The 20,224-nt window shown below is 68.4% G+C and carries 19 protein-coding genes and 1 other RNA gene; 7 read left to right on the forward strand and 13 right to left on the reverse strand.

The window, feature by feature from the left end; genetic code table 11:
• A partial coding sequence (locus tag VFW45_00600; GenBank protein HEU5179263.1) for an HAD family hydrolase occupies window positions 1-650 on the forward strand: 650 nt, incomplete at its 5' end.
• On the opposite strand, the gene VFW45_00605 is transcribed toward VFW45_00600, so the two are convergent.
• From VFW45_00605 to truA, 10 genes are all read right to left on the reverse strand, one after another.
• Window positions 614-1,159 carry a hypothetical protein gene (locus tag VFW45_00605; protein ID HEU5179264.1) on the reverse strand — a complete coding sequence of 182 codons (546 nt, stop codon included), beginning with the start codon at window positions 1,157-1,159 and terminating at the stop codon, window positions 614-616. The two genes, VFW45_00600 and VFW45_00605, sit on opposite strands and share 37 nt — an antisense overlap.
• Window positions 1,160-1,259: 100 nt before the next feature.
• Window positions 1,260-1,577 (reverse strand): helix-hairpin-helix domain-containing protein, encoded by a 318-nt coding sequence (locus VFW45_00610; protein HEU5179265.1) that lies wholly within the window; start codon window positions 1,575-1,577, stop codon window positions 1,260-1,262.
• 184 nt (window positions 1,578-1,761) lie between these two features.
• The gene (locus tag VFW45_00615) at window positions 1,762-2,031 is read right to left on the reverse strand and encodes a hypothetical protein (GenBank protein ID HEU5179266.1); all 270 of its coding nucleotides are present in this window, start codon (window positions 2,029-2,031) and stop codon (window positions 1,762-1,764) included.
• 207 nt (window positions 2,032-2,238) lie between these two features.
• Window positions 2,239-3,828 carry a phosphoglycerate dehydrogenase gene (gene serA, locus VFW45_00620; protein HEU5179267.1) on the reverse strand — a complete coding sequence of 530 codons (1,590 nt, stop codon included), beginning with the start codon at window positions 3,826-3,828 and terminating at the stop codon, window positions 2,239-2,241.
• Window positions 3,825-4,895: an alanine--glyoxylate aminotransferase family protein gene (locus tag VFW45_00625; protein ID HEU5179268.1), complete on the reverse strand. Its 1,071-nt coding sequence runs from the start codon at window positions 4,893-4,895 to the stop codon at window positions 3,825-3,827. The genes serA and VFW45_00625 overlap by 4 nt, the downstream gene beginning before the upstream one ends.
• Window positions 4,892-6,265: an RIP metalloprotease RseP gene (rseP, locus tag VFW45_00630; protein ID HEU5179269.1), complete on the reverse strand. Its 1,374-nt coding sequence runs from the start codon at window positions 6,263-6,265 to the stop codon at window positions 4,892-4,894. The genes VFW45_00625 and rseP overlap by 4 nt, the downstream gene beginning before the upstream one ends.
• Window positions 6,262-7,449 carry a 1-deoxy-D-xylulose-5-phosphate reductoisomerase gene (locus VFW45_00635; protein HEU5179270.1) on the reverse strand — a complete coding sequence of 396 codons (1,188 nt, stop codon included), beginning with the start codon at window positions 7,447-7,449 and terminating at the stop codon, window positions 6,262-6,264. The genes rseP and VFW45_00635 overlap by 4 nt, the downstream gene beginning before the upstream one ends.
• 25 nt (window positions 7,450-7,474) lie before the next feature.
• Window positions 7,475-8,269, reverse strand: coding sequence for a phosphatidate cytidylyltransferase (locus VFW45_00640; GenBank protein ID HEU5179271.1), 795 nt, complete (start codon window positions 8,267-8,269; stop codon window positions 7,475-7,477).
• 45 nt (window positions 8,270-8,314) lie between these two features.
• Window positions 8,315-9,124, reverse strand: coding sequence for an isoprenyl transferase (locus tag VFW45_00645; GenBank protein ID HEU5179272.1), 810 nt, complete (start codon window positions 9,122-9,124; stop codon window positions 8,315-8,317).
• Between the two features lie 55 nt (window positions 9,125-9,179).
• Window positions 9,180-9,956 carry a tRNA pseudouridine(38-40) synthase TruA gene (truA, locus tag VFW45_00650; protein ID HEU5179273.1) on the reverse strand — a complete coding sequence of 259 codons (777 nt, stop codon included), beginning with the start codon at window positions 9,954-9,956 and terminating at the stop codon, window positions 9,180-9,182.
• Window positions 9,957-10,072: 116 nt separating this feature from the next.
• Between truA and VFW45_00655 the strand changes: the two genes are divergently transcribed.
• Both VFW45_00655 and VFW45_00660 read left to right on the forward strand, forming a co-directional pair.
• Window positions 10,073-11,677: a GWxTD domain-containing protein gene (locus VFW45_00655; GenBank protein ID HEU5179274.1), complete on the forward strand. Its 1,605-nt coding sequence runs from the start codon at window positions 10,073-10,075 to the stop codon at window positions 11,675-11,677.
• Window positions 11,678-11,798: 121 nt separating this feature from the next.
• Window positions 11,799-13,277: a GWxTD domain-containing protein gene (locus tag VFW45_00660; GenBank protein ID HEU5179275.1), complete on the forward strand. Its 1,479-nt coding sequence runs from the start codon at window positions 11,799-11,801 to the stop codon at window positions 13,275-13,277.
• On the opposite strand, the gene VFW45_00665 is transcribed toward VFW45_00660, so the two are convergent.
• The 3 genes from VFW45_00665 to rnpB form a co-directional block, all read right to left on the reverse strand.
• Window positions 13,267-14,190 (reverse strand): LD-carboxypeptidase, encoded by a 924-nt coding sequence (locus VFW45_00665; GenBank protein ID HEU5179276.1) that lies wholly within the window; start codon window positions 14,188-14,190, stop codon window positions 13,267-13,269. The two genes, VFW45_00660 and VFW45_00665, sit on opposite strands and share 11 nt — an antisense overlap.
• 2 nt (window positions 14,191-14,192) lie before the next feature.
• The gene (locus tag VFW45_00670; protein HEU5179277.1) at window positions 14,193-15,395 is read right to left on the reverse strand and encodes a M20 family metallopeptidase; all 1,203 of its coding nucleotides are present in this window, start codon (window positions 15,393-15,395) and stop codon (window positions 14,193-14,195) included.
• Window positions 15,396-15,441: 46 nt separating this feature from the next.
• Window positions 15,442-15,859: RNase P RNA component class A (rnpB, locus tag VFW45_00675), an RNA gene on the reverse strand.
• A gap of 94 nt (window positions 15,860-15,953) precedes the next feature.
• On the opposite strand from rnpB, the gene dnaB reads away from it, so the two are divergent.
• The 4 genes from dnaB to VFW45_00695 all read left to right on the forward strand — a co-directional run.
• The gene (dnaB, locus tag VFW45_00680; protein ID HEU5179278.1) at window positions 15,954-17,360 is read left to right on the forward strand and encodes a replicative DNA helicase; all 1,407 of its coding nucleotides are present in this window, start codon (window positions 15,954-15,956) and stop codon (window positions 17,358-17,360) included.
• Window positions 17,345-18,541, forward strand: a complete 1,197-nt coding sequence (gene alr, locus VFW45_00685; protein ID HEU5179279.1) for an alanine racemase — start codon at window positions 17,345-17,347, stop codon at window positions 18,539-18,541. Before dnaB ends, alr begins: the two co-directional genes overlap by 16 nt.
• Window positions 18,538-19,899 carry a DNA repair protein RadA gene (gene radA / locus VFW45_00690; GenBank protein HEU5179280.1) on the forward strand — a complete coding sequence of 454 codons (1,362 nt, stop codon included), beginning with the start codon at window positions 18,538-18,540 and terminating at the stop codon, window positions 19,897-19,899. The genes alr and radA overlap by 4 nt, the downstream gene beginning before the upstream one ends.
• Before the next feature lie 40 nt (window positions 19,900-19,939).
• A partial coding sequence (locus tag VFW45_00695; GenBank protein HEU5179281.1) for a hypothetical protein occupies window positions 19,940-20,224 on the forward strand: 285 nt, incomplete at its 3' end.

The following is a 20,224-nucleotide window of genomic DNA, read 5'->3' on the forward strand; positions in this document are numbered from 1 at the left end:
CGTACGAGGCGATCGCCGAGAGCCTCAATGCGGCGCGCTCGGCCTTTGCGCTCCCGTCGTTCACGCATGCCCAAGTGGTGCGCCGCGTGGGCCACGGCCTCGAGAGCCTCATGGCCGAAGCGCTCGGCGAGGAGAACGTGGCGGAAGGGGTCCGCATATTCCGGGACCGCTACCGTCTCGTCTGCCTGGAAAAGAGCCGCCTGCTACCCGGCGTGGCAGCCACGCTGCGCGCGCTCGCGGCGCGTGGCTACTGCATGGCGGTGATCACCAACAAGCCGGCCTACTTTTCGCGCCGCATCCTGGACCACCTCGGCGTGGGCGATCTCTTCCCTGTCCTGTACGGCCCCGACCTGGCGCCCGCGAAGCCCGACCCGGAGATGGCGCGGCGCTGTCTGACGGAGCTGGGCTGCGAGCCGCACGAGGCGATCCTGGTCGGCGACATGCTCGTGGACCACGAAACGGCGCGCCGCGCCGGCATCCCCTTCTTCGCCGTCCCTACCGGTTCTGAGTCGCGCGAAGCGCTCTTATCGGCCGGCGCGGAGCGTTTCCTGGAGCGCTTCGAGGACCTGCTTACCTGCCTGCCTCCCCTCTCCGGCGGAGAGAAGCCGGATTCTCAGAACCCTCCCCTCCAGCCGGTCTCCGGGTCATAGCGGAACAGGTGGATGCGTCCGGTCGGGCCGTACACCACCACGGCGGCGACGCGTTCCCCGTCGGTCAGGTAGAGAGTCCCACCGGACACCGATCCCGAGGGGGAGAAGCTCACGAGATCGGCGCTGCCGAACTTCACCGGATCCTGCGGCGTGGGGATCGTCCCGGCGCCCGGCGGCACCTGCGGTACCGCGGTCGCGGGCAGCCCGATGCGAATCCCCTCGTGTCGCTGCGCCGGATCGCAAGGCCCCTCCACCCGCGGGTCCCTGCCCGAGAGAATCTCGGCGGTTCTGATGCCGTTGCCGTTGCCGTCGCGCGCCAGCTCGCACGTCCATCCCGCCGTCGCGGCGGTGAAGCGCACGCCGTAGGCGCGACCTTCGGAGACGGCGCGCTGGCGCAAGCCGCGGAACAGCAGCGCCGTCTCCAGCGAGGCGGCGTGCAGTCGCTCGCGCGCCACCGTCCGTGCCACCAGCGGCACCGCCGTCGCGATCAGCGCCGCGAGGAGGGCCATCGCCGCCAGGGATTCCAGCAGCGAGAACCCGGTCGCGGGGATCCCGCCGGAGCGCGCTTCCCTCTCAACGCGAGCTCCGACGGGGTTCCCCGGGGCCGGCCTACTTCCCCGATCCGACCATGACGCGGTCGCGGATCCTCTCGAGCGTCTTCTCGCCGATGCCCTGGACATTGAGCAGATCCTCCACCCGCTTGAACGGGCCGTTCTTCTCGCGGTACTCGATGATCCGCTTGGCGTAGGAAGGGCCGATGCCGGGCAGCGTGGCGAGGTCGTCGGCGCTGGCGGCGTTGATGTTGAGGCGCGCCGCCTTCTCCTCGGTGGCGGCCGAGTACACCGTGGCCGGCGCCGCGAGCAGCGCCAGCGCAACCAGGGCGCCCAGCGCCAGGCAGGCGCCCGTCTTCTTCCACATCGTCTTCATTCACGTTCTCCTCTGGGTTGGTGCGTTAGGGAAAAACTCCGGGAGCCGGGGTGGGTGGATCGGACGAAAGGACCGCATCACCTCCTTTCCCTGGAATCACGACAAAAATCTTGGGGGAGGGGGGATCGACGGATCCCCCTTCCGCGCCCCGCAAGGACCCTCCGAGCGATGGAGAGCCGATCGGTTAGTGGGATCCCTGCGCTCCCCCAAGCTTCGAATGCAGATTCTCCGGCCCCGCGGGCCGCGGCTCGGCGAGACGATCCAGCCGTGTCTTCAGCCCGGACAGGCCGAGGCACAGGAACAGGAAGCCATCCGTCTCGTCGCAGACTTTGAAGAGCGGATCCACGGTCAGCGTGAACCGTTTCCCGCCCAGAAGGAGCGGCACGCGCTCGCCGCCGAGGGCTCTCAGCACCAGAAGCTCCAGGTCCTTGCGCGACATTGCCGGTGAAGCCATCGTCTCCTCCTCGCGGGGGGACCAAGGCAAGCGCAATGCCAGCGCGGCGCGCATCGTGCGGCGCTCGCGGGGCGAGGGGGGCAAGTTCAGAGAAATGCACGTGATAGGACGCGAGGAGACCGCCAGGCGGGCGAGTCACGCGCGCGCGGACGCGGAGTACGGCGCGTTCGCGCGGGGACGCGGGATGGTCGCGCTGTTACGAGATGCTCAGAGCCGGACGCTCTCGGCCCATAGAATGCCGCTGAGGGAGCGGATGCGCTCCAGCAGATCGGGGCTCACGGGGCTGTCGAGGTTGAAGATGGCGATCGCCTTGCCGCCGGTGTGGTCCCGACCCAGGGAAAGCGAGGCGATGTTGATCGCGGCCTGCCCCAGGAGGGTGCCGAGGACCCCTACCATCCCCGGGCGGTCGTCGTTGGAGCAGATGAGCATCTCACCGGCGGGCACCGCGTCGAAGCGGAACTCGTCGAGACGCACCAGCCGGGCCTCGTGCTTGCCGAACAGCGTACCGGCAATGGTCCGGTCGCCGGAGGCGGTCGTCACGCGTGTCGCGACGAGGGAGGTGTAGTCCGAAGGATCGGAGGCGCGCACTTCCTGCACCCGGATCCCCATCTCGCGCGCCAGCAGGGGGGCATTGATCAGGTTGACCGGCTGGGTGACCACGCCCTCCAGGAAGCCCTTCAGCACCGCGGCGACCAGCAGCGTGACGGGATGCTCCAGCAGCGCGCCGCTGAGCTCCACCGTCAGGTCGCGGGCCGCGGCCGGCGCCAGCCGCGCCTGAAAGCGTCCCAGCTTTTCCGACAGCTCGATCCAGGGGGCGATGACACGGAACACCTCCGGCTCGATCGCATCCGCGTTCACAGCCCCGGCCACCGAGCCTCTTTGCAGATACGCAATCATCTGCTCGGCGATGCGCACCGCCACCTTCTCCTGCGCCTCCACCGTGGAAGCCCCCAGGTGCGGCGTCGCCACCACCTCGTCGCGCGCGGCAAGCGGGTGAGAGGAAGCAGGCGGCTCCTTCTCGAAGACGTCCAGCGCCGCGCCCGCCACCTTCCCCTGATCCAGCGCACGCGCCAGAGCCGCCTCGTCGACGATCCCGCCGCGGGCGCAGTTCACGATGCGGATACCCGGCTTGCAGCGCTGCAGCGTCTCCGCTCCCAGGAGATGGCGGGTCTGATCATTGAGAGGAACGTGCAGGGTGAGGAAGTCGGAGACCGCCAGCAGATCGGGCAACGGCAGCATGGTGAAGCCGAGGCGCGAGGAGACCTCCTCCGGCAGGAACGGGTCGAAGCCGCGCACCTCCATGCCGAAGGCCCGGGCCCGGGCGGCCACCTCGCGGCCCACCTTTCCCAGGCCGATCACGCCGAGGGTCTTGCCGTACAGCTCGACCCCCATGAAGCGGCCCCGCTCCCATCGTCCCGCCTTGATCGACCGATCGGCGGCGGGGATGTTGCGGGCCAGCGCCAGCATCAGCGACAGGGTGTGCTCCGCCGCAGCGATGGTGTTCTCGCCGGGCGCGTTCATCACCACCACGCCGCGGCGCGTGGCGGCGGCGACATCGATGTTGTCGACCCCGGTGCCGGCGCGCCCCACCACGCGCAGCCTGGCTCCGGCATCGAGCAGCGCCTCCGTGACTTTCGTCTCGGAGCGCACCACGAGCCCCACCGCCTCCTTCAGGGCGGCCGTCAGGTCCCCGGTTGTCCCCGCGTCACGGCGCACCACCTCCCACCCGGCGCGGCGGAAGATCTCGGCGCACACCTCGGCGACCGGATCTGCGATCAGGATCGTGTCGCGGCTCATGCGGCGAGCAGCTCGTCCAGCAGCGACAGCAGCGCCTCCACCTCCTGCACCGTGTGCTCCCCCATGTGGCCGATCCGGAAGGTGACTTCCTTGAGGTCCCCGTAGCCGTTGGAGATCTGGTAGCCGCGCTGCTTCAGGCGGGCCAGGAGATCGGCGACGGCGATCTTGCGCGTGTTGACGACGCAGGTGACGGTCGAAGAGCGGCACCCTTCGGCCGCCAGGATGCCGAAACGCTGCAGGGCCCAGGCCTGCACCGTCGCGGCCATCGCCTCGTGGCGCGCGAAGCGGGCCGGCAGTCCCTCGCGAGCCATGATGTCCAGCTGTGCCTGCAGCGCCGAGAGGTGCGATACCGACGGGGTGGCGAGAGGCTGTCCCTTCGCCGAGGCCTCCGCCAGGCGGACGAAATCGAAATAATAGCCGCGCCCCTTCATCTCCCGGGCGCGCGCCAGCGCCCGCGGCGAGACGGCGCACAGGGAGAAGCCGGGCGGCAGCGCCATCGCCTTCTGAACCGAGGCGAGGCAGACGTCGATGCCGTGTCGGTCCACCTCGACCGGCATCCCTCCCAAAGAGCTCACCGCGTCCACCAGCAGGAGGACCTCCGGGTGGCGCCGCATGACCTCCGCGATCGCCGCAAGCGGGTTGGTCACGCCGGTGGCGGTCTCATTGTGGGTCAGGCAGACCGCCTCATATTGCCCCTGCTGCAGGGCGCGGTCCAGATCCTCCGGCCGGATCGGCTGGCCCGGCTCGACCCGCAGCGCATCGGCCTCGCGCCCGCAGTCCAGCGCAATGGTCTTCCAGCGCTCGCCGAAGGCCCCGCACACCAGGTGAAGGCAGCGGCGATCCACCAGGTTGCGGATGGCGCCCTCCATCAGCCCGGAGGCCGAGGAGCTGGAAAGCAGCAGGTCGCCTTTGGCTCCGAAGACCTCGCGCAGCGCCGGCAGGACATCGCGGATGATGGCGGCAATCTCCGGACCGCGATGCGAGATCACCGGGCGGGCGAAGGCCTCCAGCACCTCGGGGCGCACCTGCGTCGGACCGGGGGTGAACAGTACGGGAGAGGCGCTCAAGGATTGCTCTTGCTGCCCAGCAGCCCGAACATCGTGTTCAGCGCGTCGCGCAGCAGGCCGCTGTTCTTGGAGATGTCCAGGTAGATGACGGCGCCCATCAGGCCGATCAGGAGGTAGAACCCGGTCTGCATCACCCGCTCCTTGATCTTGAGACTCAGATCGCGCCGGATCAGCCCCTCCACCAGGATGATGAGGATGTGCCCGCCGTCGAGGACCGGAAAAGGAAGCAGGTTGATCACGCCGAGCTGCAGGCTGACCAGCGCCATGATCAGGAAGAACTGTGTCCAGCCCTGGTCGAAGGTCTGCCCGGAGATGCGGAAGATGTCGATCGGCCCCGACATCATGCGCGGGGAGATCTGGCGCGTCAGGAGCTTGCCCAGGGTGGTGAACAAAAGCCCGGCGTTCTCGTAATTCCAGCGCAGGCTCTGACTGACGGCCTGCGGAAAGGAGTACTTGCGGAGCGCCTCCTCGGGGGAGCGGTTCCAGGTGATGCCGACGCGTCCCTTGCCTTCGAACTCCTCCGGAACGACCGTCAGGTCGACCAACGCGGCGCCGCGCCGCACCTGGAGCGCCAGCGGCTTGCCGGCGGAGGCCTGGAACAGCCGAGTGGCCTTCTCGAAGTGGATGATCGGCTCGCCGTCGATGCCCACGACCCGATCGCCGACCTTGATGCCGGCGCGGTCGGCCGGCATGCCGGGCTCGACGTTCTCCACCTGGGCAGGCATCTCGGGGAAGATGCCGGCGTAGCCGACCTGGTAGCTGGTGACTGCCTCCAGCTGCATCGTCCGGCTGAGGTGCTCCCCTTTCCTTTCGAAGTCGACCGTGACCGACTGCCCGGGCGAGAAGGCGACGTGCGTGTGCAGGTCGTACCAGTTGGGGACCTCCCGATCGCCGAAGCGCAGGATTCGGTCACCCGGCTGGATCTCCACCTTGGCGGCGGGAGAGTCGGGCTCCACGTAGCCCACCACCGGCGGCTGCGACAGGAACGCCGGCTCGGGAATCCCGGCCACGTAGACCCCGACCATGAGCACGATCGCGGCGACGATGTTGGTGGTGGGACCCATCACGAGGACCGCGAGCCGGTGCCGCTTGGGACGGCTCAGGAACTCGCGCGGGTCGCCGGCCAGCGCCTCGTCGGGATTCTCACCGAGCATCTTGACGTAGCCGCCCAGAGGCAGCAGCGACAGCCGGTAATCGGTGTCCCCCTTCTTGAAGCCGAACAGCCGCGGGCCGAAGCCGACCGAGAAGACCTCCACCTTGATCCCGAGGATCTTGGCGACGGTGAAATGCCCCAGCTCGTGGATCAGGACCAGAGGACCCAGCAGCAGCGCGAACGCGATCAGGCTTTCCGGATTCAGGAACGGATTCATGCCGCGACCCCTTTCGCGAGGATCTGCTCGGCGCGCCGGCGGGCAGCCTCGTCCGCCTGCAGGATCGCCCCGAGCGAATCGGCGGCGACCGGGGCATGCTCCTCCAGGACCTTCTCGATGGTGCGCGGGATGTCCGGCAGGCGCGCGCCGCGGCGCAGGTAGGCGCTCACCGCCACCTCGTTGGCCGCGTTCAGCGCCGCCGGAGCCGTGCCTCCGGCTTCCAGCGCCGCCGTCGCCAGATCGAGGCACGGGAAGCGGGCGCGATCGGGCGGGTAGAACTCCAGCGGGGAGGCCGAGGCGAGATCCAGCCGTGGAAAGGGCGATTCCCACCGATCCGGGAAGCTCAGGGCGTACTGCAGCGGTCCGCGCATGTCGGCGATCCCCATCTGGCAGATCACCGAGCCGTCGCACATCTCGACCATCGAATGCACCAGACTCTGCGGATGCAGCAGCACTTCGATGCGGGCGGCCGCGATCCCGAACAGCCAGTGGGCCTCGATGACCTCGAGCCCCTTGTTCATCAGGGTGGCCGAGTCGATGGATATCTTGGGACCCATGCTCCAGGTCGGGTGGCGCAGCGCTTCCTCCGGATCGGCTTTGGCCATCTGCTCGAGGCTGGCGAGGCGGAAGGGGCCGCCCGAGGAGGTCAGGATCAGCCGCCGCACCTCCTCGCGCCGCTCCCCGCGCAGGCACTGGTGCAGGGCCGAGTGCTCGCTGTCGACCGGAAGGATCAGGGCGCCGCTGCGGTCCGCCTCCCCCATCATCAGCTCGCCCGCCATTACCAGCGCCTCCTTGTTGGCCAGCGCGAGGGTCTTGCGCGCGCGGATTGCCTCCAGGGTCGGCTTGAGGCCCGCCGCCCCCACGATGGCGCTCACCACCCGATCGGCGAGCGGGTGCGTCGCCGCCCGCACCATCCCTTCCTCTCCCGAGGCGACCTCGATCCCGAGCGGGGCGCAGGCTTTGTCCAGCGCCGTCCCCAGCTCCGGCCGCGCGATCGCGGCGAGACGAGGACGGAAGCGCGCCGCCTGCTCCGCCAGGAGATCGACCCGCGATCCGGCCCCGAGGGCCACCACCTCGAAGCGCTGCGGGAACCTGGCGATCAGATCCAGCGCCTGCGTGCCGACCGAGCCGGTCGAGCCGAGAATCGCCACCCGCGTCCTGTCAGACGTCTTGGCTTCGTGCATCATGAATCCTGTTGAGAAGAAAGACTCATCCCATCCAGTGCAAAAAGTAATAGTAAAGGATCGGCCCGCCAAAGAGAAGACTGTCGCAGCGATCCAGGATGCCGCCGTGGCCCGGGACCAGCGCGGCGCTGTCCTTCGCTCCGGCGTGGCGCTTCCACATCGATTCCACCAGGTCTCCCAGGATGCCGGCCGCCGCCAGCCCTACCCCGAGGATCAGGCAGTCCCGCCAGCGCAGCTGAGGGAAGAACCAGGCGCGCGCGATCAGCGCGCCGGCCAGGCTTCCGAGGAAACCCGCCAGGGCGCCTTCCACGGTCTTCTTCGGGCTGACTTTCGGAAGCAGCGGCCGGCGCCCGGCCAGCGATCCGACATAGTAGGCCGCAGCATCGCCGCCCCACACCACCAGGAAGAGCAGAAAGATCAGATCTCCGCCCAGCTCGTCGCCGAGGCGGCGCAGGGCCACCTGGTAGCCCAGGAAGGAGGCGAGGAACAAAGCGCCGAACAGCGTCAGGGCGTCGGCCGGCAAGCTGCCGTCCACGCCGCGCTTCGAGAAGAGCGACAGCGACGGGACGGCCATCGCACCGGCGACCACTACCCCGGCAAGCGACCAGCGCGCATCGAAGAAGGTATAGAGCACCGCCAGCGCCAGCAGGCATCCGGCGAGACGGTGGCAGCGCACGCCGCGCAGGGCCGCCAGGCGGTACAGCTCCAGCAGACCGACCACGCAGGCGGCGGCGATCAGCATCGTGAAATAAATCGGAGGAAGGCGAACCAGGAAATAGAAGACGGGAAGGAAGACCGCCGCCGACAGCACGCGCTTCATCGATGCGGAGATCCGGGAAGGTTCCCGTCCGGGGAAGGCAAGAGATCAGGCCCCGATCTTGGCCGGCGCCCGCGAAGCCGCCTCTTCCAGCACGCGCCCGTAGCGCCGCTCCCGCTTCTGGAAGTCGTTGATCGCCTGCAGCAGCTCGCGCCGCCGGAAGTCGGGCCACAGCGTCTCCGTGACCCAGATCTCGGCGTAGGCGATCTGCCAGAGCAGGAAGTTGCTGACGCGCAGCTCGCCACTCGTCCGGATCAGCAGGTCGGGATCGGGCTGGCCGGCCGTGTAGAGGTAGCGCTCGAAGACTTCCTCGGTAAGCTCCGTCCAGCCGGCGGTCCCGCGCAGGCGCTCCTCCATCAGCCGGCGGCAGGCATCGACGATCTCGGTGCGCCCGCCGTAGGACAGGGCGATGTTGAACAGCAGCCCGGTGTTCGGCGCGGTGGTCTCGATCCCCTTGCGCAGCTCGCGCTGCACCGAAGTCCCGAGCTCGTCGAAGCGGCCGATCACCTGGAAGCGGATGTTATTGCGCATCAATGTCTGCAGCTCGCGGTTGAGGAATTCCTTCAGGAGATCCATCAAGGTGTTCACTTCGGAGCGCGGCCGCTTCCAGTTCTCGACCGAGAAGGCGTAGAGAGTGAGCACCTGGATTCCCAGGCGCGCGGCCGTCTCCACGATGTCGCGCACCGAGGCAATGCCGGCGCGGTGCCCGGCCACGCGGGGGAGGCTGCGGGCGCGGGCCCAGCGGCCGTTGCCGTCCATGATGATGGCGATGTGGCGGGGCAGGCGTGCCGGATCGATCCCCTGCAGGAGGCGCTCTTCCTCCGAGCCCCTCGTGATGAAGCCTTCCAGATTGATCATCCGAAATCGCCCCGCCGGCGCGGAAAGGGTGGAACCACGTGGCGCAAGAATGCTATCACACCCCTCTGGGGGTCGCAAGAATTCGGGCCGCGTCATCATAGGCGACTTGCTCCAGGGTCAACCCGCCGGACGGGGCCGTCGGCCCGGCACGGCAACGATCGCGGGACACGAGGATCCCGGGGATGGCTTCGGGATCAATTCTCCCCCGCCCCACCTCGATCAGGGTTCCCGCGATGGTGCGCACCAGATGCTGCAGGAAGCCCGACGCGCGAATCCAGTAGGCCACGACCTCCTCGTCTTCGTCGGCGAGGCGCGACACGGTGATGCGCCGGCGGGTCTGCTTCAATCGCCCTTCGGCGCCGCAGAAGGCCGCAAGGTCGTGCTCTCCCAGGAAGCACTCCGCTGCTTCCTCCATGCGCCGCCTGTCCAAAGGGGAGCGCACCTGGGTAACCACAGGCGCCAGGAAGGGCGAGATCACCGGCGCCGTAGAGAAGCGGTAGGCATAATCCTTCCACCGCGCGTCGTGACGGGCGTGGAACCCTTCGGCCACCTCTTCGACGGCCATCAAGCGGATGTCCGCAGGGAGCCGGTCATTCGTTCCGAGGAGGATGCCGCGCGGCGGAATCTTCGAGACCAGGGTCAGCGAGGCCACCTGGCCGCGGGCATGCACGCCGGCATCCGTCCGCCCGGCGCCAACCACCCGGATCGGCTCTCCGGTAAGCGCCGCGAGCGCCGTTTCCAGCTCTCCCTGGATCGTGGGCCGTCCGGGCTGGAGCTGCCATCCCTGGTAACGGGCTCCCAGGTAGTGAAGGGTAAGCTTCAGGGTCCGCACCCCGCCTCCGCGTCCCGATCTTGACTCGTTGTGAATGTGCGTCCTACGATGCGAGCAAGCGTCATTCTCACGGATTCTCCGGATCCGCCGCAAGGCCAACGCGGAGCTGGCAAAAGATGACTTCCTCGATTCGGTCGCGCGTCACCGGATGGGTCGCATGCCTCGCTTTTGCGCAGGGATTCGCCCAGGCCTTGCCGGCGCCGGTGCCCCTCACGGCGGCGCAGGAGCGGAATCAATGGAACCAGCCGGTGCCCGAATGGTCGCAAGGTCCGGTACGCTACGCTCTGACCAGCGCCGAGGAGCGCGAGTTCCGATCGCTGAAGACCTCCGCGGACCGAGCCGGTTTCATCGCCCGCTTCTGGGCGTCGCGCGACCCCGATCCTTACACCCCGGGTAACGCCGCCGAAGAAACCTTCTGGAAGAGGGTCAGCTCCGCCGACGAGCTGTTCGCCACCACCACGCTGGCCGGATGGCGCACCGACCGCGGCCGTATCTACGTCATCCTGGGCCCCCCCGACGAGATCGCGACCTACGCCGTGCCGTCGGTCGGCGAGCTCGACCCGACCCACTGGCAGGACGGTATCCGGCGAGGGGCACTGCATGACCTGCCGCTCGGCCAGCGCGGCGCGGTCGAGTGGATCTACCGCAGCCTGCCCAATCCCGAAGCGATGGCGGGCGAGACGATCACCTTCGTCAAAAATGCCACCGGCGAGTTCGAGCTGTCGCAAAGCCTCAATGCCGCGTTCCGCTATGAGCCGCCGGTCGCCGATCACGGCAAGTATGCCTCCTCGCGCTCCGGGGGCGCGGTCCTCAGCCCAGGCCAGGCTGCCAACCGGTTCGAGGACAAGATGCGGAGCTTCGAGAACCTGTCGACCTGGGCGAAGGGAACTCTCTTCGAAAAGATGGATCCCACCATCGCCCCGGAAGGACGGGTCAGCGCCTCGGAATTCTTCGGGATGTTCCCGGTGCGCCACGGCATCGCCTTCTTCCGCGGCGATGGAGGGACCGTGGCGCTGCTCGCGGTCGGCGTTCCGGCCGACATTGCCCGCTCGGCCGAAAACTCCGAGTTGGAGATCTTCGGCAGCCTCGAGAGGACCGGAGATCCTCCGCAGGCCTACCAGTTCTCCTCGAAGCGCCCCTTCTCCGACCGCTGGCCGGTACAGAAGGTCCAGGGTGAAGATCAGGTCCTCTTCGAGGTGCGCGGCCTCATCCCGCCGGGAACCTACCACGTGAGCTTCTCAGCCCGCGCTGGCGAACGGGCCGGCAGCGGTGTGGCCACCGTCGTAGCGCCCGATTTCTCCGGATCCTCATTGATCCTCGGCGGGCCCGTCCTGGCGGAGGATCTCGGCCCCTCGCCGGACGGGGAGGCCGCCGGCCCCTTCTCGATCGGCCAGCTCCGGGTAGTCCCGAAGCTGGGGGCCGACTACATGGTCGGCTCCGATTTCGGCTTCTACTTCCAGGTCTATGACGCCGCCCTCCAGGAAGGGAGGCCCCACCTGGACATCTATTACAGCGTGGCGGCCCGCTCCGAGGGGATCTACCGTCCGCTCGGAAAGCCGGTGGCCATCGAGGACAACCAGGCCCCCAGCCATGCCTATCGCGTGACCCTCAAAGGGTGGCCTGTCGGGGAGTACCTCCTGACGGTCACCGTCAAGGACCGGATTGGGGGAGCGGTGGCCTCGGGGACCGCCGGCTTCCGGGTGGTTCCCGCCCCTCCCTGAGCCGCTTGGATTTTCACTCGACGCTTGCCTATAATCAGCGCTCCGCAGAAGACACGGGTCCTGCCATCGACCCGAGACGCCGGGTCGACTCCGGCACAACGCCTGCGACCGAGGTAAGAGCATGACCATGCGACGCTTCCTGCTGATCCTGGCCGGCGCCTGCCTGCTCGGCTCCGCCGGCTTCGCCGCCGACCCGCGCGCGGAATGGGACAAGCCGACCAAGAAGTGGATCCGGGGCCCGGTCCGCGCCCTGGTCACGGTGGAAGAAGAGAAGCAGTTCAAGACGCTGAAGACGGACGAGGAAGTCGCCAAGTTCGTTACGGATTTCTGGGCGCGCAGGGACCCGACGCCGGGCACCCCGGAGAACGAGTTCGCCGATCTTTTCTGGAAGCGCGTGGGCGAGGCGGAGAGACTGTTCCAGCAGACGACCGATCCCGGCGCCCTCAGTGATCGCGGCCAGGTCTACCTCCTCCTGGGACGCGCCACCAAGCTTCCGCCGCCGGGCAAGACCACCGACTGGGTCTTCGAGAACATTCCCAACGTCAACCCTTCGACCTTCACGATCCAGTTCAGCAGCGCCTCCAGCGGCAACCCGTTGCTTTTGGGCCGCAAGGGGTTCGAGCAGATCGTGGCCGCCAACGATTTCCTGCGCGGGCTCGGCCCGAAGGCCGCGGAGATTTACGCTCCCAAGCCGAAGGCGCCGGAAGCCCCGGTTCAGATCGAGGCGGCGCCCGTCGCGGAGGTGAAGACGGAGGAATCGAAAATCCTCGACGACAACGCGCTGAACGACACGCTGCCGACGGCCTTCCCGGTCTCGCTGCGCACCGATCTCTACCAGGCCACCAAGGGAGACACCTTCGTCCTGGTGACCCTGGGGGTGCCGAAGCAGGATGCGGCCGGAGCCGGGGTGGTGGCCTTCGCGCGGCTGATTCCGTATTCGGCCGACCAGGCCGCCGTCACCCTGGCGGCCGCCGACAGCTTCGTGGCCGCCCAGCCCGAGAACACCGATCCCGTCGAGACCATGCTCGTCTTCCAGGGTGGCGCGGGAGCTCACCCGGGCCGCTACTCGATCCTGGCCGGGATCCGCGACCCCGCCTCCGGCAAGGTCGGCCTGGTGCGCCAGCCGCTGGAGATTCCCGACCTCTCCTCCGGCGCGCTGAAGCTGAGCACCGTGATGCTGTCCTCGCGGCTGAAGGGCCCCGAAACACCGCCCGATGCCGGCGAAGGCAAGCGGGCGCCTTACTACCTCGGCGCGTTCCGCATCGTGCCGGCGATGGTCCCCACTTTCCACCTCGGATCCAACATCGCCTGGTACTATCAGATCTACAATGCCGCCCCCGATCCCGCCACCGGCAAGCCGAACCTGCGGGTCGAATACGACTTCCTGCTCCTGCAGAAAGGAGAGTACCGGGCGGTCGCCGCACCGCAGGTGCTGACCCGCAGCAGCCAGGTGGAGGCTTTCTCGTTTCCGCTGGTGAAGTCGACGCCCACCCAGAAAGGGTGGGTGGAAGGAGACTACAAGCTGCTGATCAAAGTCTCGGACGAGGTGGCGAAGGTGGCGGCGGATCCGGTGGAGATTTCCTTCAAAGTCATTCCCTGATCCCGGGCGGGACGAGGAGGCGCAGATCCCCCGCGGCGGTGTCCAGCCTGGCGGGCAGCCCGAGAGGAAGAGTCACCTTTCCCGGAGCGTGTCCGGCGGGGAAGCCCGTGACCACTGGAAACGAAGTCCCCGCCAGGTGATCCTTCAGGATCTCCTGAAGGCTCAAAGCCCGCGTCCCCGGCCGCGGGCCGCAGCGGTGCAGCTTTCCCACGATCATTCCCCGCAGCCGTGCGAGCTTCCCGGCCATCCTGAGATGGTTGAGCATCCTGTCGATCTTGTAAGGCTCCTCGTCGACCTCCTCCCAGAACAGGATCGCACCGCGCGTGTCGATGTCGTACTTCGTGCCCACCAGCGACACCAGCAGCGACAGGCAGCCGCCGATCAATCTTCCCGACGCCACCCCGCCCCGCACGACGCCGCGCCGCGAGAAGCGGAAGCGCGTCCAGCCGGGACGGCGCTCCAGGACCCGCCAAAGGGAGCCTTCATGGAACTCGCGCCCGGGAGCATTGAAGTTGAGGACCATCGGGCCGTAGAAGCCGGGGATGCCGGTGGACTGCTGCAAAGCCGCGTAAAAGGCGGTGATGTCGGAATAGCCCAGGAACAGCTTCGGGCGCCGGCGCAAAGGAGAGAAGTCGAGACGATCCAGGAACCGCGCGCTGCCATAGCCGCCGCGCGCGAAGACGACTGCGTCGAGGCTCCGGTCGGCCATCGCCCGGTTCAAATCGGCCGCGCGGCCGGCGTCCGTCCCCGCCAGGTAGCCGCGTCGATCGCGCAGGTGGCTTCCCTCCACGACGCGGTAGCCGCGCTCCTTGAGATATGCGAGCCCGGCACGCAGCTGGGCGGCACGGATCGGTCCCGCCGGCGCCACCACCCCGAGCCGCGCACCCGGCTTTAGAGGCGGGGGCAGGCACACCTTCAAGAGCAGCCCCGTCCGCAGGCGGCCGTGAACTCCGCCCGCGCCGCCGACATGGCGTCGGGACGCGCCAGGAGATCGATGGCGGTCATCGCCAGCGCCTGGACTCCCAGGAGCATCCCCTTGCGGCCCATGTCCGACAGGGTCGCGGCGGCGAACTCGCGAGTGTGCAGCGCGTGGCTCGCCGGCGCCACGGCGACGTAGGCATGCAGCGCCGGCACGGCATAGCTGACATTGCCCATGTCCAGCGAGCCCATGCGCTCGCGCGGCGCATCATTGGTCTCCTCGCCGAGAGACTTGAGGTTTTCCTTGAACAACCGGGCCAGGACCGTGTTGGTGAGCATGGCATCGTAGGTCTCGTCCACCCGCCCGATCGTGACCCGGGCGCCAGAAGCCGCGGCCAGGCCATGCGCCAGACGGAGGATGCGCTCCAGGATCGCCTCCACGGCATGACGATCGCGCGCCCGGATCGAGAACCTGCCCACCGCCCTCTCGGGAACGAGGTTGGCCCTCTTGCCTCCCTCCACGATGACCCCCGGAATGCGCACCTCCGAGGTGAGGCTCTTGCGCATTGCGTCGACCGCCACGTAGAGCTGGACCAGGGGATCGAGCGCGTTCACCCCTTTGTCGGGCGACACCACCGCGTGCGCCGCCTTGCCTTCGAAGGTGACCTGGATCGACTGGCAGGCGAGCGAGGTGGTGTAGACGCGGAACTCGGTGCCGGGGTGGATCATCATGGCGGCATCCAGCCCGCCGAAGACCCCGTCGCGCTCCATCAGGACCTTGCCGCCCACCGTCTCCTCGGCCGGCGTGCCGATGACGCGGATCTCTCCGGGAAGGCGGTGCCGCAGCCTCCCGAGCACGCGCCCCGCGCCGAGGGCGCAGGTGGCGATCAGGTTGTGGCCGCAGCCGTGCCCGACGTCGGGCAGCGCGTCGTATTCCGCCAGGATGCCGACCGACGGGCCGGGATGCGCGCCGCGCGCCACGGCCACGAAGGAGGTGGGAAGGTTGGCGACGCCGCGCGCCACCTGGAAGTTCTCGCGCTCCAGCGCCTCGGTGAGACTGCGCGCGGCGCGCACCTCCTCCAGGCTCAGCTCCGGATCGTCGTACAGCGCCTTGCTGAAGGCGAAGAGATCCTCAGCCATGGAGGCCGCCAGGCGCGAGGCCTCCTGCTTCAGATGCTGGGGATCGCTACCGGAGTCCATCGATGCGGGAAATCCTGCGTGATCTCAGGATGGTGATGCGCTGTTCGGTCGGAGTAGAAAATAAGCCGGATTCTGTCTCCGGCCGCGAGGCCGGATGACGGTCATTCCTCTACCGGCGGAATTGCTCCCGCCGGGAACCTGGGATTGCTCCCAGGCCCTGCGGCCTACCCGGAAGCTGGAGGCGGGCCACCTCGTGCGCTTCCCTATTTGGCCTTGCTCCTTGCGGGGTTTACCGAGCTGCCCCGGTCACCCGGGGCACTGGTGCGCTCTTACCGCACCTTTTCACCCTTACCGGAGCCCACCCGACGCCTTGCGGCGCAGGTTCGTGAGCGGCCCAGGCGGTGTATTTTCTGTGGCACTTTCCTTCGCGTTGCCGCGACTGGGCGTTACCCAGCGCAATGCCCTGTGGAGTCCGGACTTTCCTCCCCCCGCGCTTACCGGGCGGCGACCGTCCTTTCTACTCCGGCCGAGGCGAAAGCTAGCATAGCGACCGTCCCCGGTCAACGCGATCCGAGTTTCGTCTTTCCGCCGGCAGGCGGAACGGGAGGGTGTGCTATAGTGCCTCTCCTTCGGAGAGCTGATTCGAGCCGGAACGATCTCCTCGACACCGACATGGCCAGCGACATCACGCTCGAGAAGAACCTCCCTCACAGCATGGACGCCGAGCGCTCGGTCCTCGGCTCGATCCTGATCGACAACCAGGCGATCAACCGGGCGCAGGAGATCCTGCGCGAGGGGGATTTCTACCGCGACAACCACCGCAAGATCTACAAGGTGATGGAGGTCCTTTCCGAGCGCTCCACGGCGATCGACGAGATCACCCTCAAGGAGGAGCTGGGGCGTGCCGGGGACCTCGAATCGGTCGGCGGTCCCGCCTACATCGCCTCGCTGGCCGACGGCGTGCCGACCTCCACCCACGTCGAGTACTACGCGCGCATCGTCAAGGAGAAATCGGTGCTGCGCGGCCTGATCAGCTCCGCCTCGCGCATCCTCACCGACTGCTACAAGGCCGAGGACGATGTCGAGGAGATCCTGGATCGGGCGGAATCATCGATCTTCCGGATCGCCCAGGACTCGATGACGGGAGGGTTCCTGTCGATCCGCGCCATCGCCGACAGCTCGCTCAAAGTCATCGAGGAGCTGACCGAGAAGCGCTCGCTGCTCACCGGGCTGGCCACCGGCTACGAGAAGCTGGACGAGTACACGGCCGGGCTGCAGAAAACGGACCTGATCGTGGTGGCGGCGCGTCCCGCGATGGGCAAGACAACCTTCTGCCTCAACCTGGCGCAGAACTCGGCAATCCTGGAGCGCAAGAAGATCGGCATCTTCTCCCTCGAAATGTCCAAGGAGCAGCTCTTCCTGAGGATGCTCTGCTCGCTGGGCCGCATCGACGCCCACCTCCTGCGCACGGGGCGCCTCTCCAAGGACGACTGGAAGAAGCTGACCGAGGCCTTCGCCAAGCTCTCCTCGGCCGGCATCTTCATCGACGACTCGGCCGGCATCAGCGTCCTGGAGATGCGCGCCAAGGCGCGTCGCCTGAAGAGCGAGCACTCGCTGGACCTGCTGATCGTCGATTACCTGCAGCTGATCCGCGGCCGCGCATCCGAGAACCGCACCCAGGAAATCTCCGAGATCTCACGCTCCCTGAAGGAGCTCGCCAAGGAGCTGCAGGTGCCGGTGATCGCCATCTCGCAGCTGTCGCGGGCCCCCGAGACCCGCGGCGGCGACCGGCGCCCGCTGCTGTCCGATCTGCGCGAGTCGGGCGCCATCGAACAGGACGCCGACGTCGTGCTGTTCATCTATCGCGAGGAAGTCTACAAACCCACCGACGACAATCGCGGCAAGGCGGAGCTGATCATCGCCAAGCAGCGCAACGGGCCCATCGGCATGGTCCCGCTGGCCTTCCTCAAGCATTACACCAAGTTCGAGACGCGCGTGGACGAGCCGGAGTGGCGCGCCGAGTGAGCTTTCCCGATCTCGCCACGCTGCGCCCGACGAGGGCCGAGGTGTCCCTCGACGCCTTGGAGGCCAACCTGGCCTGGGCGCGGCAGCGAACCGGCGGTCTGCCCGTCCTGGCGGTAGTGAAGGCGAATGCCTACGGCCACGGGGCGGTCGAGGTCGCCCGCTGCCTGCAATCCGCCGGCGTGGAGCACCTGGCGGTGGCGCTGCTGGAGGAGGCGCGCGAGCTGCGCGGCGCCGGCGTGACGCTTCCGATCCTGGTGATGGGGGCCCTGGAGCCGGCGCAGATGCCCGAAGTGCTGCGCCTCGAAGTAACTCCCGCGCTCTTCCGTCCCGACCAGATCGACGCGCTGCAGCGCTGCGCCGCGGCGGCCGGCCGCCGGCAGCCGCTGCATCTCAAGATCGACACCGGCATGGGGCGGCTCGGAATCCGCTGGGACCGCTGCACGCCACTGCTCGACGATCTCGTCCGCCGCACCCACCTCGAGCTGCAGGGCATCTTCTCCCATTTCGCCTGCGCCGACGACCCCTCGTCGGAGCTCACGGCGATGCAGATCGAGCGCTTTGCCAAAGTGCTTTCCGCGGCCCGCGAGCGCGGATTGAATCCTCCCCTGATCCATCTGGCGAATTCCGCCGCGGTCCTCGCACGTCCTCCCGCCTGGCTGTCGATGGTGCGCCCCGGGCTGCTTCTGTACGGCTACCGCCCTTCGGCGCTGCTGCCGGAGGCACCGCTGCGTCCCGTCCTGCGGCTGTCGACGCGCATCGTGCTGCTGAAGGAGATCGAGCCCGGGGACGCGGTCGGTTACGGCGCAACCTTCGTGGCGCGGAAGCCGTCGCGCATCGCGACGGTTGCCGCGGGCTACGACGACGGCGTCATGCGCTCGCTCTCCAACCGCGGCCGCTTCCTGGTAGGCGGACAACCCGCTCCCATCGTCGGGCGCGTGAGCATGGACCTGACGACGCTCGACGTGACGGAGATTCCGCTGGCGCGCGCCGGAGACGAGGCGGTCCTCATCGGCGGACAGGGCGATTCATTCCAGGGGGCCGATCAGGTCGCCGCGGACGCCGGAACGATCTCCTGGGAGGTTCTCTGCGGCATCGGCTGGCGGGTGCCGCGTCTCTACCGGCGCGGCGATCGGGTCGTGGCCGTGCGCAGCCGCTTCGGCGACACGGGGGAGAACCGATGAAGACCGCCGTTTTCGTCTGCGGCGAGTGCGGCAACGAAAGCCCTAAGTGGCTCGGCCGCTGCCCCGCCTGCCAGGCCTGGAACTCCCTGATGGAGGATTCCCGCTTCGTCTCCGGCGGCGGACGGCGTCCGGCGGCAGCGTCTGTACCCCCTTCCGAGGCCCGGACGGTCGAAGCCTACCTGGGCGGCGCGGCGCTGCGCCGTTTCACGACCGGCATGGCCTCCATGGATCGGGTCCTGGGAGGCGGCATCCTACCCGGCATGGGAGTGCTCATCGGCGGCGAGCCCGGCATCGGCAAATCAACCCTCCTGCTGCAGTGCGCCGCCGGATTGGCCCGGGGAACCGGGAAGATCCTCTACGTCACGGGCGAGGAATCGGGCGCGCAGGTGGCGCTGCGGGCCCGCCGGATAGGCGTCGGCACGGGAGAAATCCTCCTCCTGCCGGAGCACTCCCTGGAGCGTGTCCTGGAAGCGGCCGAACGGCTCCATCCCGCCGTCCTGCTGATTGATTCGATCCAGACCCTGGCATGCGCCGCACTCGATTCTCCTGCCGGCAGCCTGGCGCAGGTGCGCGAATGCGCCGCGCGCCTGCTCGAGCATGCGAAGCGCGCCGACACCGCCCTCTTTCTGATCGGACACGTGACAAAGGAAGGAACGCTGGCAGGTCCGAAGGCCCTGGAGCACCTGGTGGACACGGTGCTCTACTTCGACGGCGACGGCGCGCTCGCCCACCGGATGGTGCGCTGCGTCAAGAACCGCTTCGGCCCTGCCGGAGAAGCGGCGGTCTTCGAGATGGCGGAAGCCGGCCTGCGCTGCATCGAGAATCCGTCCGCCCTGTTCATGGGGCACCCGCGGCGCGGCGTCCCCGGATCGGTGGTCTTCTGCTCCCTCGAGGGCTCGCTCCCCTTCCTCGTCGAGATCCAGGCCCTGGTCGCCGCGGCGGGCCCCGGATCAGCGCGCCGGTCCGCCACCGGGATCGATCCCGTTCGGGTGTCGATGCTCCTGGCGATCCTGGAGAAGCGCGCCGGGATTGCGCTCGCCTCGGAGGAGGTGTTCGTCAACGCCGCCGGCGGCGTGCGCCTGTCGGAGGTCGCCGCCGACCTGCCGGCCTGCTGCGCCGTCGCCTCCAGCGCCCTGAACCGTCCCGCGCGTCCCGACACCGTCGCCTTCGGCGAGGTGGGCCTCACCGGCGAGGTTCGCGCCGTCGCGCGGGCCGCCGAGCGCCTGCGCGAAGCGCACCGCATGGGCTTCACGCGGGCCGTCCTGCCCCGCCCCAACCTGAAGGACCTCCCGAAGGATCTCCCCATCGAGGCGGTCGGCGCCTCCACGATTTCGGAGGCGGTGGAATCATTGCTATAATCCCGCCGGTCGTTGCAACGTCAACGCGGAGGCGCGCGACATGATGCAATGGATCCTGAGAACCATCTTCATCGTCTTTGCCCTGGCCCTGGCCCTGCAGATCTTTCCTCTTTCATCGAATCCCCCTGATTTCAGGGGTTTCGCAGCGGCGGCGCTGCTGTGCGGCGCCGGCTTCCTGCTCGAGACTCTGGCACGGCGCGTAGAGATCCGGGTGCTCGCGGGAGCGGCCCTGGGCGCGGCCTGCGGCGCCGCCGCCGGCGCGGCCCTGTGGCGGCTGGTGCCCGATGCGGGGGTCCTGGGCCTCGGCGCCGGCGCCGCTCGCCCC

It is taken from the genome of Candidatus Polarisedimenticolia bacterium (assembly GCA_035764505.1).
In the GTDB taxonomy this organism is placed as follows: domain Bacteria; phylum Acidobacteriota; class Polarisedimenticolia; order Gp22-AA2; family AA152; genus AA152.

Excerpts from the sequence above, each read along its gene's own strand:
- VFW45_00615 (HEU5179266.1), bottom strand. The coding sequence starts at position 2,031 with ATGGCTTCACCGGCAATGTCGCGCAAGGACCTGGAGCTTCTGGTGCTG.
- VFW45_00605 (HEU5179264.1), bottom strand. The coding sequence starts at position 1,159 with ATGGCCCTCCTCGCGGCGCTGATCGCGACGGCGGTGCCGCTGGTGGCA.
- VFW45_00635 (HEU5179270.1), bottom strand. The coding sequence starts at position 7,449 with ATGCACGAAGCCAAGACGTCTGACAGGACGCGGGTGGCGATTCTCGGC.
- radA (HEU5179280.1), top strand. The coding sequence starts at position 18,538 with ATGAAGACCGCCGTTTTCGTCTGCGGCGAGTGCGGCAACGAAAGCCCT.
- VFW45_00655 (HEU5179274.1), top strand. The coding sequence starts at position 10,073 with ATGACTTCCTCGATTCGGTCGCGCGTCACCGGATGGGTCGCATGCCTC.
- rseP (HEU5179269.1), bottom strand. The coding sequence starts at position 6,265 with ATGAATCCGTTCCTGAATCCGGAAAGCCTGATCGCGTTCGCGCTGCTG.
- VFW45_00645 (HEU5179272.1), bottom strand. The coding sequence starts at position 9,124 with ATGATCAATCTGGAAGGCTTCATCACGAGGGGCTCGGAGGAAGAGCGC.
- VFW45_00640 (HEU5179271.1), bottom strand. The coding sequence starts at position 8,269 with ATGAAGCGCGTGCTGTCGGCGGCGGTCTTCCTTCCCGTCTTCTATTTC.
- VFW45_00610 (HEU5179265.1), bottom strand. The coding sequence starts at position 1,577 with ATGAAGACGATGTGGAAGAAGACGGGCGCCTGCCTGGCGCTGGGCGCC.
- serA (HEU5179267.1), bottom strand. The coding sequence starts at position 3,828 with ATGAGCCGCGACACGATCCTGATCGCAGATCCGGTCGCCGAGGTGTGC.
- VFW45_00660 (HEU5179275.1), top strand. The coding sequence starts at position 11,799 with ATGACCATGCGACGCTTCCTGCTGATCCTGGCCGGCGCCTGCCTGCTC.
- VFW45_00670 (HEU5179277.1), bottom strand. The coding sequence starts at position 15,395 with ATGGACTCCGGTAGCGATCCCCAGCATCTGAAGCAGGAGGCCTCGCGC.